Origin of the sequence: Portibacter lacus (assembly GCF_021533215.1) — a bacterium.
Lineage (GTDB): Bacteria > Bacteroidota > Bacteroidia > Chitinophagales > Saprospiraceae > Portibacter > Portibacter lacus.
Genome location: NZ_JAJNKA010000002.1, coordinates 448,988 through 467,868 on the forward strand (window position 1 = coordinate 448,988; position 18,881 = coordinate 467,868).

General features: G+C 36.7%; 8 protein-coding genes. 3 read left to right on the forward strand and 5 right to left on the reverse strand.

Annotated elements, in window-relative coordinates:
* Nucleotides 1-334: 334 nt before the first annotated feature.
* Nucleotides 335-1,672 carry a hypothetical protein gene (locus tag L2586_RS04365; protein ID WP_235291568.1) on the forward strand — a complete coding sequence of 446 codons (1,338 nt, stop codon included), beginning with the start codon at nucleotides 335-337 and terminating at the stop codon, nucleotides 1,670-1,672.
* Nucleotides 1,673-1,941: 269 nt separating this feature from the next.
* Nucleotides 1,942-3,540: a solute:sodium symporter family transporter gene (locus tag L2586_RS04370; protein ID WP_235291569.1), complete on the forward strand. Its 1,599-nt coding sequence runs from the start codon at nucleotides 1,942-1,944 to the stop codon at nucleotides 3,538-3,540.
* Nucleotides 3,541-3,833: 293 nt separating this feature from the next.
* On the opposite strand, the gene L2586_RS04375 is transcribed toward L2586_RS04370, so the two are convergent.
* From L2586_RS04375 to L2586_RS04395, 5 genes are read right to left on the reverse strand one after another with little or no spacing between them, the layout of a single operon-like run.
* Nucleotides 3,834-6,962 carry a T9SS type A sorting domain-containing protein gene (locus L2586_RS04375; RefSeq protein ID WP_235291570.1) on the reverse strand — a complete coding sequence of 1,043 codons (3,129 nt, stop codon included), beginning with the start codon at nucleotides 6,960-6,962 and terminating at the stop codon, nucleotides 3,834-3,836.
* Between the two features lie 23 nt (nucleotides 6,963-6,985).
* The gene (locus L2586_RS04380) at nucleotides 6,986-9,559 is read right to left on the reverse strand and encodes a T9SS type A sorting domain-containing protein (protein ID WP_235291571.1); all 2,574 of its coding nucleotides are present in this window, start codon (nucleotides 9,557-9,559) and stop codon (nucleotides 6,986-6,988) included.
* A 5-nt stretch (nucleotides 9,560-9,564) separates the two neighbouring features.
* Entirely contained in the window at nucleotides 9,565-10,542 is a 978-nt protein-coding gene (locus L2586_RS04385; protein WP_235291572.1) for a hypothetical protein, read from the reverse strand.
* 26 nt (nucleotides 10,543-10,568) lie between these two features.
* Complete coding sequence (locus L2586_RS04390; protein WP_235291573.1) at nucleotides 10,569-12,371, reverse strand: SusD/RagB family nutrient-binding outer membrane lipoprotein; 1,803 nt, start codon at nucleotides 12,369-12,371, stop codon at nucleotides 10,569-10,571.
* Nucleotides 12,371-15,472: a SusC/RagA family TonB-linked outer membrane protein gene (locus L2586_RS04395; protein WP_235291574.1), complete on the reverse strand. Its 3,102-nt coding sequence runs from the start codon at nucleotides 15,470-15,472 to the stop codon at nucleotides 12,371-12,373. The genes L2586_RS04390 and L2586_RS04395 overlap by 1 nt, the downstream gene beginning before the upstream one ends.
* 351 nt (nucleotides 15,473-15,823) lie before the next feature.
* On the opposite strand from L2586_RS04395, the gene L2586_RS04400 reads away from it, so the two are divergent.
* Nucleotides 15,824-18,829, forward strand: a complete 3,006-nt coding sequence (locus tag L2586_RS04400; protein ID WP_235291575.1) for a TonB-dependent receptor — start codon at nucleotides 15,824-15,826, stop codon at nucleotides 18,827-18,829.
* Nucleotides 18,830-18,881 lie beyond the last annotated feature (52 nt).

Sequence of the window (18,881 nt, forward strand, 5' to 3'; positions counted from 1 at the left end):
CTTATTCTTACTGTAATCAGAAGATAAAGAATATTTTATATATTTAGGCTAACAATTATATTATGCGTCAAACGAATACTTGTCCTAAATGCCAATGCACTGAAATATATGTTGCCAAAGGACGAAAACATAGCCAGAACGGCAATAAAATAATGATTTCTAACTTTAAAGTAATACCACTAGATCACTTTACATGTGTCCAATGTGGTTATACAGAAGAGTGGGTCACAGATGCAAAAAGCCTGGAAGTCATGAGAAAAAAAATAAGTCAACAGAAACCACGTCAGAACTACTCAGATTTTGTATAACTTTGCAATCCAAAATTTACACACAATTGAATAGGTTTTTGGTTCTTCTTTTAATGTTTGTTGTATTTGCAAAAGCGAATGCGCAGACAAGTAATATCGACGCGGTTAATTCTTACATTGACTTTAACAACGAGTGTACCCATGGCATGCTCATTGTACATCGCCTACTCGAAAACTTTAATCAGGACGTAAATAAATTCGTTGATCTCGAAAGTCATCAGATAAATTTTTATTCTAATAAGGATCTCCCTCGAAATATTTTCGAAGATACAGATCATTGGTTCTATGAAAAGACACCGTATGAATGGTACGCTGAACTTGCTTCGTTGGATCTGTCTGCAGAATGGAAGCAACCGCTTAATACTACCGCTTCGAAAATGCGACAAGATATTACGGCTATCAACCAAATTCGATTCGAAGCTGAGCAATTCATCACAGAAAATGATCTTAGCGATAGAAAGAGCCAAGAAGAAATTTATAAGATATTAGAAAAGGGTGTTACCTTATTTGAAAATTTCTATAAAAATCAAAAGGTTTTAAAGAGCCAGATTGAGACATTTGCACAGCGTCAGAAAGCTGAACGAAACGATTTTGAAAATGTACATGAGCAAGCTTATCAAATGCTTGAAAGTCTAAGGTACAAGAATGATGATAATTGGGCAGATGGAATTCAGGTGCTAGAAGGCGCCATTTCTTCTGGAGATCTAAAAGGAGAAATGAAAGACAAGCTTAATAAATTCTTACTCGGTGCAAAGGAATTTATTCAGACAGCCACTGTGGACGCGGAGTACAAACTTTATGGTAAATATTATTTCTACCACAATTCTAAGTTGCTGAATTATGTAAACAGATACGGTAATGGATATGCGAACGCTTATAATGAATCCATCGATCGAAAAAAGCAATTTAAGTTATTAGAAATACCTCACTTTTACCAAGTGATTTATCCTGTAAAGTGGATGGAAAATGTTCCATTAGCAAGTATGGACCCAATGATTCAAGAAATTCCAGATCAATTAAAGGAACGGAAGATAAACTTAAGTAAGAATATTATTTATGTTGAATCAGATGTTGTAGAACTTGAAATTTTTGATCACCAGATGATTGATGGTGATATTGTTTCTGTCAATTTTAATGGGGACTGGATACTTGAAGATTTTCCCATCAAAGGGAAGCCTTATCCGCTGAAAGTAAAGCTGAATGCTAATGGCAAGAATTTCCTTTTACTCCATGCGATCAACTTAGGAAAAAAACCGCCAAATACTATGGCGGTTCGTTATGTTTATAAAGGTCAGAAACAAACTGTCGTTTTAAGTTCCGACCTAGATGAAAGTGAAGTGATCGAGTTAAAAATTGTTAAGTAGCTAGGGAGAAGTTTCAAGGCAGTTTCCGTCAAATAGTATTTCGATTCTATAATTATCTTGACACCAAGATTTTTTATTTCAATCCTCCTTGCACTTCAGAATTATTCACTAGACTTCCTACTTGTTTTATTTCGATTAATAGCATTATTCTACCATAAAACATTGTTGTTTCATCCCGCTCCTAAAATTTCTTTTTTCAACATTAAAATTTAGCAAATTATCTATGGAGTATTTTGCGATTTATCACCATTAATGCTTTAATTTATGGTATGACTTTATTCACCTTTTTACTGTTTACAGGATTCGTTGCTGCTTTTGCAAGTTATAAATTACGAAAAGACAAACTCAACACTTCAGATGGCTACTTCCTCGGTGGAAGATCGCTTACTGGAATTGTGATTGCAGGTTCTTTATTATTGACCAATATCTCTACGGAACATCTCGTCGGAATGAATGGCTCCTCTTATAGAAACGGAGCAATCATCGTAGCTTGGGAGGTTACTTCCTCTTTGGCTTTAGTTATTGCGGCATTATATTTTGCCCCTAAGTATCTTAAAATGGGGCTAACCACCATTCCCGAATTTCTCGAAAAAAGATTTGATGGGATGACTCGGACCATTGTGGCACTCCTATTGATAATTTCATTCGTAGCAACCTTACTTCCGATAGTTCTTTATACTGGAGCACTGAATATAGAAGCGATTTTCGAAATCTCAGACTTGCTGAACGTTTCGAAATCTCAAGGAATATGGATAACCATTCTAATCGTGGGAACGATAGGAGCAGCCTATGCCATATTTGGTGGTCTGAAAATGGTTGCCTATACAGATACGATAAACGGATTTGGGCTATTGGTCGCAGGCTTAATGGTGCCTATTATTGCCTTAATCAGTATCGGAGATGGAAATATGTTTAGTGGTCTTACAGAAGTATTTAATAATGCGCCGGATAAGTTTAATGTGATCAGTAGGGAATCCGGTATAGGTGAAGGTGCTAGAGATGCCATTCTTCCCTTCGAAGTCCTGTTTACAGGCTTGATGATTAATCAAATTTACTTCTGGACCATGCACCAGTCTATCATACAAAGAGTCTTTGGTGCGGTCAATTTAAAAGAAGCACAGAAAGGACTTCTGATTACCGGAATGCTTAAGATATTGATTCCGATAGTTATTGTATTACCAGGGCTAATCGCCTTTTACTACTTCGGAGATCAATATTACAATGATCCAGATTCTATCTATCCAAGGTTAGTAAAAATGGTATTGCCTACATGGCTGACAGGATTTTTCGTAGCGGTTATGATGGGTGCGATTTTAACGACATTTAATAGTACGTTGAACAGTGCAGCAACAGTTTTTAGTCTTGGAATATATAAGCGATATATTGTAAAAAAAGCTAGTGAACTTTCATTAGTTAGAATTGGGAAGTGGACTTCCTTTATACTGGCTGCATTTGCTATAATAATCGCTCCATTTGTGGCGAATGCACCTAGTGGTCTTTATCAATTGCTTCAGGAATTAAATGGGATCTTCTTTATACCGATTGCGAGTGTGATCCTTGCTGGATTCTTATTTCCTAAGGTCTCTGCAACAGGTGCAAAAGCTGGACTTTTGTTTGGGTTTGCGTTTTACATTGTATGCAATTTCGTACTGAAACTGAACCTACACTTTGTACATATCTGGGGAATGGAATTTGTATTGAACATCATTGTTATGCACTTGGTGTCGATAGCGTATCCTATGCAGGAACGATTTGTTATGAAGGATGCTGGAGTTGTCAATTTAGAACCGTGGAAGCTGGCAAAAGGTGTAAGTATTATCCTTGTCGTCATTACGGTATTGATTTACTTTTTCCTTGGTAGAGTCTAACTCCTGATGTTATTAGAACAGATCTTACATCGCTGGAAGCGCTGTCAGATCGAATAGGCACTTTCAGGTCGAAAGATAAGTTGTTCTGATGTTATCGCTTTCCGCGATGACATCAATGTTGCTAGAACAGATCTTACATCGCTGGAAGCGCTGTCAGATCGATATTGCGCTTTCGGATCGCTTAATCCATAATTGCTCAAGCTATCTATCTAAGCTACTCTTCCTTTTTACTAAAAACAAAAATGGCCCTCGAAAACGAAGGCCATTCAATGATTTGTATGTTTAGAAAAGTATTATTTCTTAACAAATTTTATCGTCTGATATTTAGCATCATTTGCAATCAGAATAATGTATAAGCCTGCATTAAGACCTGTAACATTAACGTCTACATTCTGTGCATTCACATCGAATTTCATCACCATCTTACCGTTCACATCATAAACGAAAAGATCGCTTATGTTTTCATCAGATGTAAGAATGATTCTTTCATTTACAGGGTTACCATAAACTTTTAATCCTTCAAAATCAATTTCTTCTGTTCCTGACGGAGGAGTAACCGTTACTGTAAACTTATTGCTAAAGATATCCAATCCAGGCACCAGTGTGTTTTGAACAAACGCACCATACTCACCAGAATCTTCCACAGCAACACTATCAATCTGTAAGTTTGACTCCGTAGCGCCAGCAATCACATCATCTTCTCCTTTGAACCATGTGTAAGTATTCGCTGTTCCTCCAACATTAACTGCTAGTCTTAATGTATCTCCAGAATTTAATTCTAATACTTCTGGTAAACCAACATTTGCTTGAGGAGAATAGTTAAATTCTGCAACTAGTGTATCTTGAGTTAATACCATATTAGATTCTAGATCTTCGAAAGTTAAGTTGTTCTCTTGAACTCTTACTTTTGCACCATCTGCCCATACAATACCAGACATATCTGGAAGTTCTTTTAATTGATTCCCGTTAAGATAAAGTCTATCTAAACCTGAAGCAGTAGCAAGTTCTGCTGGTAAGTCATCCAGGTTGTTATCATGCATGTATACTTTAACCATTGAAGGCAAAGTAAAGATCTTACCTGGAGCCATTCCTCCTATCGGACTTCCTTCCGTGTTAAACTCAGTAAGATTTACCATATTTTCCATGCCGTCAGTATTGACACTTGTGAACCCAGTAAATTTAAATTGAATACGATCAACTTTCACCCAATTCCAAAGGAATGATGGAATTTCACCAACTAATAAAGAATCGTCTCTGAATTCAACTTTTCCACTTAACTCATCTAAATCACCAAGAGTTGCTGGTAATGTACCTGTTAAGTTCATATTTTTAAAATCTATACCTACCACTCTTCTTCTTACACTATCTATTGTAATTGCCTCCCAAGTATTAATCGGACCATTTAACCAATTGCCGAAACCAGACCATTCTGATCCTCCACAATCATTGTAAAGGTCAACTAATGCTAGTGAATCTAACATTGGCTCATTACCTAATAAATAAGTATTCGCAGTCTGAATATCTAATCCTGGTACCAATGTGTTCTGAACAAGTGCATAATATGTACCTGAATTCAATTCTAAATCATATGCTTCGATTGTAAAAGTATCCGATTCACCTACTTGCTCCTCTCCTTTTACCCAAACATAAGAGTTAGCTGTTCCTCCTACTTCAGCAACTAATTGAACATTGCTTCCTGCTGCTGGTGATAAAACTGTTTCTTCACCAACTAATCCTTGAGGAGAATAGTTAAATTCTGCAACTAGCGTATCTTCTGTTAAAACAACATTCGATTCTAAATCTTCAAATGTCAAACTGTTATTCTGTACTCTTACTTTCGCGCCATCTTTCCATATGATACTAGACATATCTGGAAGTTCTGTTAAATTATTTCCGTTCAAGTAAAGTCGATCTAACCCAGAAACAGAAGCGAATTCAGCAGGCAATGCATCATACTCACTATCGTGTAGATATAATTTTTCCATTGCTGGAAGGTTAAATAAAATTCCTGGTACCATACCTGCTATAGGAGTTCCTTCTGAATTAAATTCAGTAAGATTCACCATATTTTCCATGCCTGTTACATCCATAGATGTAAATCCACATTTCTTAACTTGGAAACGATCTACATCAACCCAGTTCCATACGAAGGCTGGTAATTCTCCAGTTAATCCTGGTTGATCATTCAATTGAATCTTTCCACTCATTTTGTCCAAGTTTCCTAAACTTGCTGGCAATGTACCTGTTAAAGTCATTCTGCTGAACTCTACATGTGTAACTCGCTGAGTTGCGCTGTCCACAGTTACATCCTGCCAAGTGCTAATCGGTCCACTTAACCATGTATCAAATCCCCAATCAGCTCCACCACAATCGTTGTATAAATCAACAAGTGCTAATGAATCTATTGCTAAAGGTGACTCAAAAAGTCCTACTGGAGCTGTTGTGATATCTAATCCAGGAACTAATGAACTCTGAACTAAAGCGTAGTAATTTCCTGAATTTAAACTAGCATCAAATCCTGCTATTGTCAATGTATCAGAATCTCCTACAACATCGTCTTCACCTTTTACCCAAGTGTAAGTGTTCGCTGAACCTCCTACTCCTGCAACTAATTCAACATCACTTCCTAAAGCTGGAAACATATTCACAGCCTCACCTACAACTGCCTGTGGAGAATAGTTAAATTCTGCAACTAGCGTGTCTTCTGTTAAAACCACATTAGATTCTAAATCTTCAAAAGTCAGGTTATTATCCTGAAATCTTACTTTTGCACCATCTTTCCAAACGATACCAGACATATCTGGAAGTTCAGTCAGATTATTTCCATTCAAATAAAGTCTATCTAGTCCAGCAACAGAAGCAAATTCTGCAGGTAGTGCATCTATTTCATTATTATGCATGTAAACTTTAACCATTGATGGCAATGTAAAAACCTTAGCTGGAGCCATTCCAGAAATTGGCGTTCCTTCTGTATTAAACTCAGTAAGATTGACCATGTTTTCCATACCATCTGTATTCACACTAGTATAGCCGGCAAATTTCATCTGGAAACGTTCTACATTTACCCATTTCCAAAACAATGATGGCATTTCTCCAGATAATACATCATCTCTGAATTCAATCTTTCCTCCCATCTGGTCTAAATTCCCTAAACTAGCTGGAAGTGTTCCCACAAGAGCCATGTCTTTGAATTCCACATGAGTTACTCGTTGAGTGGCACTATCCACCGTCACTTTTTCCCATGTACTAATCGGACCATTTAACCAAGAATCAAATCCTGACCAATCCGTTCCTCCACATTCGTTGTAGAGATCCACAAGTGCAAGCGAATCCGCTTCCGCTGTCTGCGCACTAGTGTAATTTACATTTCCTAAAATCATAAGGAAAAGTAATAATGTTGATAATTTGTAAACTTTATTCATATAATTAGATTTTTTGATAATGCTTAATTCAATATTAATTTAAAGGTGACTATTTTTTCTATATCAAGATTCTCGGCTGTTAAATAATAAACACCGCTTTGAAAAGGTGACAAGTCCAAATTCAAGTTTGACTTATGCTCTATGGATATTTGCTTGACCGACTGACCAAGGCCATTATATATCTTCAGTGTTTTAAATCCTTCGAATCCCTCTAAGGTAAATTTTTTGTCTAGTGATGGGTTAGGGAAAACTTTTAAATTGGCAATTTCGTCTTCCTCAACATTTGAAAAAATACCAAATTCATCATTGATGACATTTTCTCCATTTTTAACCGTATAAGTTCTCGTATCTGGGGTTTCATTTTCCCAGCTTTCTCCTTTCCTGTAGTTATAATTTAGAAAATCACCAGCGGTAAGTTTTGGAAGGGTATAAGTATAAACGTTATCACCCAAGGCTTCCATTAAAAATCCATCATTCCAGTCATCGTTAATGCCCATCAAGTAGACATCATCTCCCCCAGCATCTAACTTGACATTAAAGATTACGTCCCTATTGTATATACCATAAACCGTATCTCCAGTTACCACATCATCACCAACTGAAAATTCAAGAATGAAATTTCCGTTCAGCAATGAATCAGCGTTAGATGTTTTTGGTATAAGTGTAAGCGTAACATTTCCCAGCGTATCGACAGATGTAATCGTATCGAAAGAACTAATGATTTCTCTGCTGTAAACATCCCATTTATAATCATCATCCGCTAGGCCTGTTTCAAGGGTCCATATGTTATCAGCTGCTACCGCATCACCATTCGTTCCGTCATCGTAAAGTTGAACAGCAGTTGCCTTCCATGAGCCCTTGATCACTACATTTTCTAATGCATCACTTCCATCTTCAAAGGATATAACTACCGTCGTTCTATCCACCGTAACATTGTTATCGACCGGAATTAAATCCGATTCTTCTAATGACCCACCATATAATCCATTGATTCCACCTTCCATATATTGGACAGTAATGACTTCAGCGCTGTCTGAAATACTTTCTGATAATGTTAGCAAAATCGTCTTAGAGATATCTTTATCAACATCTCCATCGATAAGACTTACATTCTCAACGCTATAAGATGTGTTTCCTTCTACATTAAAACTTGCTGAACCCAAAGATGCTGGATCGATAAAATAGTCAAACGAAACCCTGATTCCACTTCCATCCAATGTTGTTTCTGCTTCAAGAATAGAAGGTGCAAATCGAGTTCTATTTTCTATTTCCATATCTGCGATAGATAATAAGACACCTCCATTTTTATCCTTAATAACTTCACTATCATATGAAAGTGTAACCATCTCTCCTTCCTTAACGGCTTCTTCTAAAAACAACCGAACTTGTCTGTCTATCCTTCCATGAACAAGACCGCTTTCTACGGCAATTTCTCTTCCTTCAGCAGAAACTTTCATTTCCGTAAACCCAGTTGCATCTGTCATCGTCTTAGAAAAATATAGGTCAATGTATTGGCCATTGTTCGCGACGAAAGACTTAGTAATCGTAGGTGTAGCTGGTTCAGCAACTAAATGGATTCCTTTTGTAAATACTTCTCCATAGTTGCCATTCCCATCGTAAGACTTAACATATTCATTTTCAATCCGAGTTGTATAATGTCCATAATCTGATTCCTTCACACTTGCCAAAGAATAGGTCTTATCTTTCTTTCCGAATTTACTTAAGCCATCCTTGAACCACTGATAAGTAATAAATTCTTCTTTTACTCCTGCATCATTACAAACCATTTCCACGCTCGATCCCACCGGTGCAACAATTTCTATTTCATCTCCCACATCAAACATGTCTCTCGCTTCGAATCCAAATTCCATTGGATTAGGAGAAATTGTATAGAAAAAGTCAACAATTCTTTCCATATAGAAATAGGATAATCTGGAATTGTAAAACCATTGTGAGCCTTCGAAATTTCTTGCACCCTCTTCTCCTACGAAGTCAAGATTCGGCATAAAGTCATAGAAATTATACCTAATATTTATTTTTCTAATATCTGTACAATTTCGGAACTCATCTGAAAGCCCACCTGCAAACCAACACGATTCTGTATCGAAGTATCTTAACGTTGGTTGGTATAATTCATCTGGAATTAATTCATCTGTGAATCCATCATTACCATTTAACCTGATTTGCTCAAGTGCCGTAAGCAAGCCCACTTCCGTAGGTACATAACCATTTAGTAAATTTTGACCATCCGTTCTCCTTCCGATAACTGGCCATAACCAAGTTACTCTGTAGATAGAATCCACACTGTTCACAATGGGTCTCTTCTCTACTTTTACCCCGAACCAATCTTTGACAGGACCATCAAACCAATTATTAAACTGACCATCATAAGTATCTTGCCATTCTGTGGAAAGGTCTGACATACTAAAACCTGCTTGATTCGAAGTCCAGTTCGGACCATCCGTTGCCCAATAAAAAGCAACTAAAGCTAACGAATCCTGTTCTGCAAGTTTATAATCAGACTGCGATGTGCCGATCACATTCGCTGTGATAAGCAGTAAAAAAATAGTAATAGATTTTATTATATCGTTTTTCATAAATTTCATATTTGGGTAATCACTGAGCACTCAAGTACATAGGAAGTGCCTTCATATCTAGGGACTGATGCTGGGTGCAGTCCTTCCACTTGTAATATTCCAGCTTTTAACGAATTCACCGCATTTACATCTGCTTGAAATAATATCACATCTCCCACTTTCACATTGGAAATAGAACCTCTTCCATCTGCAACCATATTTACACTCTCTAAAATGGAAGAAAGATCTGAAGGAGTTATTTCACTAAGTAACTTTCCTTCTTCAAGGCTAATTTTTTTAAACAGTGCACTATTCTCAAAGCTTAGTTCCGTATCAAGATTACCTGAAGCAAGTGACGTTATGTAAGCTGATTTATTACCAGTATTAAAATAAAATACGATATCAATTTTCTTCTGAATAGCTACATTTTCTTCTGATAATGTACTAGAATTAGTCTTGATATCTGGATAAACAACTCCTTCACTAGATGAAAGTGCATCGAAAAAAGTAGCATCTTTCGCGTATAGACTTATGTCATCATGGAACTGAACCTGAGGAACAACTCTAAGTGTTTTCTCAACTTCTACTTTTCCAGACTCATCGACAATCAGAACAGATATTATTGACTTATTAATTTCCTCTGGAATAATGTAGTCATATCTTACTTTAAATGATTGTATCCCTGGCCGAACTGTTCCAAATCCATGATCAGCAAAAGGATCATCAAAACTTTCATCCGTAACATTGAAGCCAGATCCATTCTTTCCTTCATTAGACGTCTGAATAATACAAGACTTAATATCAAAGTCAGAGTCCACACTAATTGAGAAACTGATCACTTCGCCTTCAGCTCCATTTTCAGGTCCTATACTTTCTACTACTAAAACTGCATCGGAATCTCCATACTCAGTTTCCAGACCTTCATCAACGAAGTCCAAACATGAGGAAAGGCTAACTATAAAAGCCGACATCAGTATTGTAGATATTATAAAATTCAATTTCATTTCTTATTAAGCTTTATCACTTTTTGTTATCGTTCGAACCAAAACATCGTGCTATAATGATCATTATACCAAGATTTAAAATTTACTCCTGAACCATTTATCGACTCTATTAATGGATAATCGGTGCTATATACTGGTTCTTGAAACAGCTCCATTTGTAAATCATTATTCTGGATGATCCACATTTTCGCCTCGTTTCTACTCTCATCACTGATAATAGGAACATCGAATCCATTAGCTCTCGCCTCTGCAACATTACCTGGATTATTAGCTATTTCAGAATCTGAATAGGCTGCTCTACTTGGAAATTTCGATCCACTTCCATTCGGTCCAAAGTTCTCCGCTCCAGAAGAAGCTCTTAATGGAGGAAGCATTGTTCTTCTATGGTCAAAATATGGTTCTATACCCAAGAAAAATGAGGCTAACCATTTCTGCTCAGCTATTAGTAGTAATTTATCACGACCACCTTGGTAGTCTACATCTGGCTGACTAATATATTCGCTAAAATCACTAACTCCTTCCGAACCAAATGCACCCTTATATCCATCTCCTGCATAATCCACACTATAAAAATCAAATGATGCCTGAATCGCTGCTTCATAATGCGATTGCGCATCTCCAGCAACAAATCCTCTTTCTATCGCTTCAGCAATAAAAAATTCTTGTTCTGAATACAATGCGATCAATGTAGGAGTAGATGCTGATTCTATTAATGGCTGTCCAGTTACATCTTCTTTTCTAAAGAAATCTCCGAGTGCCGAAGCAAATGGAAATCCTCCATTCCAAAGTGTAGCATGAGCATTATCCGTTGTTATTCCATACATGTGACCCGCGTATTTTACCGGTCCAGGATTACTCGGAAGTATATGTGTTTCTGGATTGCTATGCACTTTTCTTACTGGCTTAGCAATAACAGGCAATCTTGGATCCTTTAGCGTAATTAATCTTTCTATAAACACATTGCTAAATGGTGCTTCTTCGATCTTCGCTTTACTGATCGTATATAAAACAGAAGGCCTTTCTACTGCATCATTTTTAAAAGTAGCGTTATCATCATTAGACTGCATGATCGGATAAGTTTCCTGATCATTTAATATTTCTTGGATGATCGCTTGTGCTTCTGCTGGAGCAGCATCTGCCATATACATCGCTAATCGTAATCTTAGTGTATTAGAAAACTTCTTCCATTTCAACATGTCTCCCCTGAATACTAAGTCACTCTCAGCATTAATTGGTGCATCCTGACGCGTAATAATTTCTCCTGCATCTTTCAATTTTGCAAGAATTGCTGGATAGATATCAGCTTGTGAATCGTACTTGCTCAATAATGGTGGATCATCAGAAATGGGATCAAAATATGGAACATCACCATATAAGTTCGTCACCATTGAAAAAGTATAAGACTCCCATATATCAGCAATTGCTTCATACCTAGTGTCTTGCGCTTTAATCGCAGCATTTCTGAGATTTTTCACTACTCTAATCGAGCTGTACATGGGTTGCCAGAATCCTGAATCATCAAAGGCATGCCACGACTTATGTCGATTACCTTGACTTAAACTTTTCGTCTTTCCATGATATTCACATACGGCTGGAATTACATTCCAAGCCAAATAATCATATCCGTCAACCGTGGACCAAAGCATTGGCACCATAAAAACGGAAGGATCGATATCACTATCATTTCCAGACTCTAATAAACCATTCGGTGTATTAGGGTTTATATTAATATCCGGATCCCAAATATCACATGAGGTAAAACAAAAGAATACCCCAAGTGCTAATAATTTCCAGTTTAATAATCCTCTATATATTGTATTTGATTTCATTAAAATTTCAAACTTAAATTAAACGAAATATTTCTAACAGAAGGAATTCCTCCTGAATCCAATCCTGGTATATTACCAGCCTGGTCAGATTTACTAAAGGTCTCTGCATCTACATTTGGCACCTTCGACCATAACGCCAAATTTCTTACAACAACTCCCGCATTCACACCACTCAACTTCCATCTTTTAGTCATTTCTTGTGGAAATGAATACGAAAAGTTTAACTCTCTAATCTTTATATAACTCGCATCGTAGATTACAGCTTCAGGTATTTCTGCATCCATCACATTCTCCCAATATTGCTGACCTGTTAATCCTCCAGAACTTAACCCAGAAGCGATTAATACTTCTCTCGTAAGCTTTTTATAACTCCCGTCATCATCTAGGTACATTCCATCAGGAACAATGTAATCTCTAGGAACTAAATTTCCGTTAGGGTCCAAGCCACCTAATAAGGTCGCTTCTGATAAACCTCTTATGTTCAAGTTGTAATTGGTTTCAGAATAGAATACACCTCCATATCTTACATCGACTAAGAATGACAATCCAAAATTACCGTATTGGAAATCATTAATAATAGAACCCATCCAATCCGGATTGTAATTACCTATATATGCTTTTTCTCCTCTTTGTGTATCACCTGACTTGGTAAATAAAATCTCACCATTCGGAGCTCGCTGAAAAGACTTCCCATACATCGCTCCTCTTCTTTCCCCTAATTTATCCTCTACAAATAAATGCGTTGTTACACTTCTTGATAAGAATGCATCTGGATTCTCTGGATCGTATTCTTCCACTACCGATCGGTCCATAGACCAGTTCAAAGTAGCACTCCATGAAAATTTCTTTTTTTCTATGATTCTACCATTCACCATTAATTCTACCCCTTGGCTTCTAATCTTTCCTGCATTTTTTAGAAAGTAATCATAACCTGTAGTAGGAGAAACTTCCACTCTTAAAATCTGATTCGAAGTCAATGAATTATAGTAAGTCGCATCTAACTGAATTCTGTTATTCCAGAATCTAATATCTGTTCCTACTTCCCAAGCGCTTGTAATTTCTGGTTTTAGATCTGGATTTGCTTTTGTACTACTTTGCTCAATCGATGCCACTCCGCCTTCTCCAGTTTTCCAGCTATAACCGTCTTGCAAAGCATAAGGCCCTGTATCATTACCTACTCTCGCAATTCCTCCTCTTAATTTCCAGAAACTGATGACTTTGGGTAGCGCAACCACTTCATGAACCAGTCCACTCAAAGTAAAGGATGGATAGAAATAAGAATTATTGTCTATAGGCAGTGTACTTGACCAGTCATTTCTAGCAGTAACATCTAAGTATAGAAAATTCTTATAAGCGAAGTTGGCAAAACCATACAAGGAATTTAATTGCTTTTCTGAAAAGCCATTTCCAGTTGTTGGATAAACTCGTCTATTACCTAAATTATAAATATCCGGTATCAGTAATTGATTTACATTACTCGAAATATTAGAACCATCTGTTCTTAAATGATTTCCACCAAAAGAAACAATTGCATTAAGGTCCTTGAAAATATTCATTTGGTATCGCGCAAGGAAGTCTGCATTCAACTCTCTACTTTTCCCTTGACTTGCCGAGAAAGAGCCAAATCTATTGTTTGTACCTACGCTGCTAAATGCTTCTCTGTTATAATTCTCTGAATAACTTCTGTTTTGGCCGATTCTGCCCATAATAGATAACCTATCCGTAATCTGATAATTCACAGTAACATTCCCTAGTAACCTCAGATTATCATTGCTGTTTCTATTTTCATATTGCTCGAAGTAAGGATTATTATCGCTTGCTCTCCATTTTAATTGTTGTACCCCTTCTAATCCTGGAACCCAGTAATTTTTAAGTGCATCTATGTCTATATTTCTTGGATACAATCTAGGATCTTCGGATCTATTATTATCACTACGAGATTCTATATATTTTATATTCGCTCGTACGGTTATCTTATCAGTTAAGTTAAGACTAGAACCGAAATCTATCCGATCAGTTCCAATCCCTGTATTAGGAATAATTCCCTTTTGTCTGATATTCGTATAGGATAATCTAAAGTCCCCTTTATCATTGGAACCATATACGGCAACATTGTTATTAAGAATTAAACCTGTCTGATAGAAATCTCTGACGTTATTTGGATATGCAACCCAAGGCTTGTAACCATTAAACTGTGGCCTATCTACTCCATCGAATTTAGGTCCCCAGTTGAGTCGAGAATCATCATTAGAAATAGTTCCATCAGGCCAAGTTCCGTTATTTCCATCGAAGTATTTATACTGACCACCTGAACCTTGACCAAATTCATTTTGGTATGAAGGAAGTATAAATGGATTCTGAAAAGATGCATTCATATTCACTTCGAATCCTATTCTATCTTTTCCTCCGCCAGCACCTGACTTTGTCGTAATTAAGATAACTCCTGCTGCTGCTCTAGAACCATAAAGTGCCGCTGCTGCAGGACCTTTTAGCACAGAAACAGAGGCAACATCATCTGAAGCCACATCATTAGAACCACCAGGCACACCATCTATTACGAAAAGTGGTCCATTATTTCCCGCCAATGAGGTCTCACCTCTAATTACGATTCTAGCTCCTCCTCCTCCGAGACCACCGCCGCCTTGTGTAATATTTACACCTGCCACTTTTCCTGAAAGAGAATTAACCATATTCAGTTCTCTACTTTCACTTATAGATTCTCCATCTACTTCTTGTGTCGCATAACCCAGTGATTTCTTTTCACGCTTCATCCCTAATGCGGTAATAACAACCTCATCCAACTCTAGAGATTCAGCCGTCATGACTACATCAATAATGGATTGCGTTCCTACCACTCTTTTTTCTTCGATATATCCTAGAAAATTATAAACAAGCGTATCGCCAATTGCACACTTAATTTCATAACTACCGTCAAAATCGGTTGCCGTTCCATTTCCCATCTTACCTACAGGATAAACGGTAACACCGATTAGCCCATCAGAATTCCCAGGCTCAGTTACGATTCCTTGTATTACCGTGTTTTGTCCATAAGAACATAAAACTCCAAGAAAAATAATCAAGGATGTGTATAAACTTTTCATAAAAGTACAGTCATTAAATACTAAAATCACAAATTCAAAATCTCAACAATATTAGTGCTATTCATTTAATAAGTCATATTCATTTTAATCCGCCATAAAACTGCAAAATTGAGATTTATACCCAATTCAGCAATAAAAATATAATACGGTCTGATATTATTAATTTAGAATTAAAAAAGAACTAACTTAGAATTAACAAACTCTAATTTTGATAATCACAAATTAAAAAATGTAAATGTAATGAGAATTATTGAATAAATATTATATTGCACCTAGTAATTATGTAGTACATATATACTTATTAATTTGCTGTGATATTGAATTAGCAGGTTATAGAACAATAAATTTATTATGGAAAAATTTCGAAACATGACTACAGTTGTCTCTCAATTGTTTAAATCAATCGCTCCTGTTTTTTGTCTAACATTCACAATACTTTTCTTAGGAGTAAACTCAACAATAGCGCAAAGCTCTGGTAATATTTCAGGAAAAGTTATAGATAAATCTTCTGGCGATGAACTTCCATTTGCAAATGTTTATTTGGAAGGAACAAGTTTTGGAGCAGCAACAGATGCCGAGGGGAAATACATTCTTTATCAAATTCCAGCTGGAGATTATAATTTAATCACCGCATATATTGGATACAAAGAAATTTCCATGCCTGTTTCTGTTACTGCAGGTGGCGATGTCACCTTAAATATCGAACTAGATTATGCTGGAGTGGAAGGAGATGTGGTCGTAGTAACGGCTCAAGCTTCTGGGCAAATGGGTGCTATTAACCAGCAGTTAAATTCTAATACCATTAAGAATGTGGTTTCAGCAGATAAAATAAAAGATGTCCCTGATGGGAATGCTGCAGAATCCGTATCTAGATTACCAGGGATGTCGCTTGTAAGAAGTGGAGGAGAAGGACAGAAAGTCGCAGTTCGTGGTATTTCGCCAAAGTATAATGTGATGATGGTTAATGGCGTGAGAATGCAATCCACAGACCGAAATGATCGTAGTGTGGACCTAAATATGATTGCACCAAACATCCTAAGCGGAATAGAAGTTACTAAAGCTTTAACAGCTGATATGGATGCAGATGCAGTAGGTGGTACTGTAAATCTTAAAATCGGAAAGGCTGCTGAAGGACTTCAAGGCAACTTTTCCATGCAGAACGGCTATGGATCTTTAGCTGATACTTATGGGAATTATAGAGCAACTGGATTTCTTAGTAATCGTTTTTTCAATAATAAATTTGGAGTTCAAGTTTCTGGATTTTTAGACAATTTTAATAGAAATTCAGATGTACTAAGCGTCGGATATGCTTTAAATGAAGAAGCAGTATTAGAAGGAGGATTTATTCCAGTCGATCTGGCACGTGTAAGCATAAGTGATAGAGTTACACAAAGACAGAGATTAGGTGGTAGTTTGGTTTTCGACTACCAATTTAAGAATGGATCCATCATAATGAATAACTTCGTCAGTAATCTTGCTCAACAACAGACCGTACAACAAAATTCTCTAGCCCTTGTCGGTAACCAATGGTCTGCATATGCATCCGTCGGAGAGCAGAACAATACAGTAATAAGTAATGCTATTCAAGGCCAATTCGACTTTTCAATTTTCAGCTTAGACTTCTCTGTTTCTAATTCGATATCAAATCAAAATGTTCCTGGAGACCTACAAATGAATGTCGGAATTGCACAAGCCGAATCAGGCTTCACAACTCCATCGCTGGAAGATCCGACAAAGGCAACACCAAGTGAGTTGTTAAATGCTGCTGTAATCATAGAAGGACCGAATGCAAAAAGGATTCAAAGATTTACCACTTTACAAAGGGATGTTTCTGAACAAGCACAAGAGGCCATGCTTAATTTAAATGTTCCTTTTAGCTTCTCGAAAACCATTTCAGGAAAGCTAAAATTCGGTGGTAAATATGTACGTAACTTTAGAGACAATGATGAAACACTAAACTTTAGTCAACCTGACAGAAACTTTGTAGGGGAACAATTCGTGGTCGCCTTGAAAGATTCTTTATGGACAGATCTTGGCTTAGATAACGTTGATAGGAATCTTGGAATAAGAGCTTCCTTGTTCGAACAACCTGATTACGACATCGGGGACTTTCTTTCTGGTGATGAAGGAATTAACAGCTTCTTCTATAAAGCTGATATCGGAAAGATGCAACGTTATGAAGAACTAGCAAAAAATAATGCTTCCTATGAAGAAGATATAAAAGGGTCTACTCAGTATGATTATGACTACGAAAGAGGTTTATTTGCATTTTATACTATGGCAGAAGTGAACATTGGAAAATATGTAACGCTATTCCCTGGTATTAGATATGAAAACTTCAACTTCAATTATAATTCAGCATTTACAGAAAGATTCGGTCCTAATCCTGTAGATTTCAGAAATGAACCATTGAGTGATGATAAAATTAAAGGAGCTAACTGGTTCCCACAATTACACCTAAGAGTAAAACCTACTGATTGGTTAGATATTCGATTCGCAAGCACTAAAAGTATAATATATCCTGATTATAGAGCAATTTCACCTTATATGTATTACGATTCATATAGTGGTCCGAGTTTGGATTTAGGAAATACCTCCCTACAACCAGCAATTGCACAAAATTATGATATTTATGCTTCGATTTTTCAGAACAAACTTGGATTAATCACAGCTGGATATTTCTATAAGGAGATCGATAACTTAATTGTTTCTTCGACTTTTAGAACCAAAGATCCAGAAACGATTAATAATAGATTCGACTTAATACAAACACAACAAACAACAGTTAACACATGGATTAATTTAGATGCTACGTCTACCGTAAGTGGAGTAGAACTAGACTGGCAAACCAATTTTTGGTATCTGCCATCATTCTTGAAAGGAATCGTAGTGAGTATTAATTATACAAAAATCACCTCTTCGACAAGCTATCCATTTCAGACATCCGTTAAGCAAGGCACTGGTCCATTCGCGAAAACTGTATTTGTAGATTCCACCCGAACAGGTAGAATGCCTAATCAGCCGGATGATATATTCAACTTTACATTGGGTTATGATATAGGAGGTTTTTCAGCTCGATTATCTTATGTATATACTGACAATGTTCTCGTCGAAGTCAACAGAACTTACGATGAGCTAGATTCCTATACAGCAGCTTATAAACGTTGGGATTTTACAGCTTACCAGAAACTACCTTGGCTTAATGGACAACTTCAGTTGTATCTGAATGTCAACAATATAACGAACACAGCTGATCGCTCATTCACCAGTACATTGCAAAAACTTTCGTCATTGGAATATTATGGCAGAACAATGGATTTAGGACTTCGATATAAGTTTGCAAAAACTAAGGAGTAATAAGAATAGTTGGATTCGAGCACAAAACTCACGTCCATCGAATAAAAATATT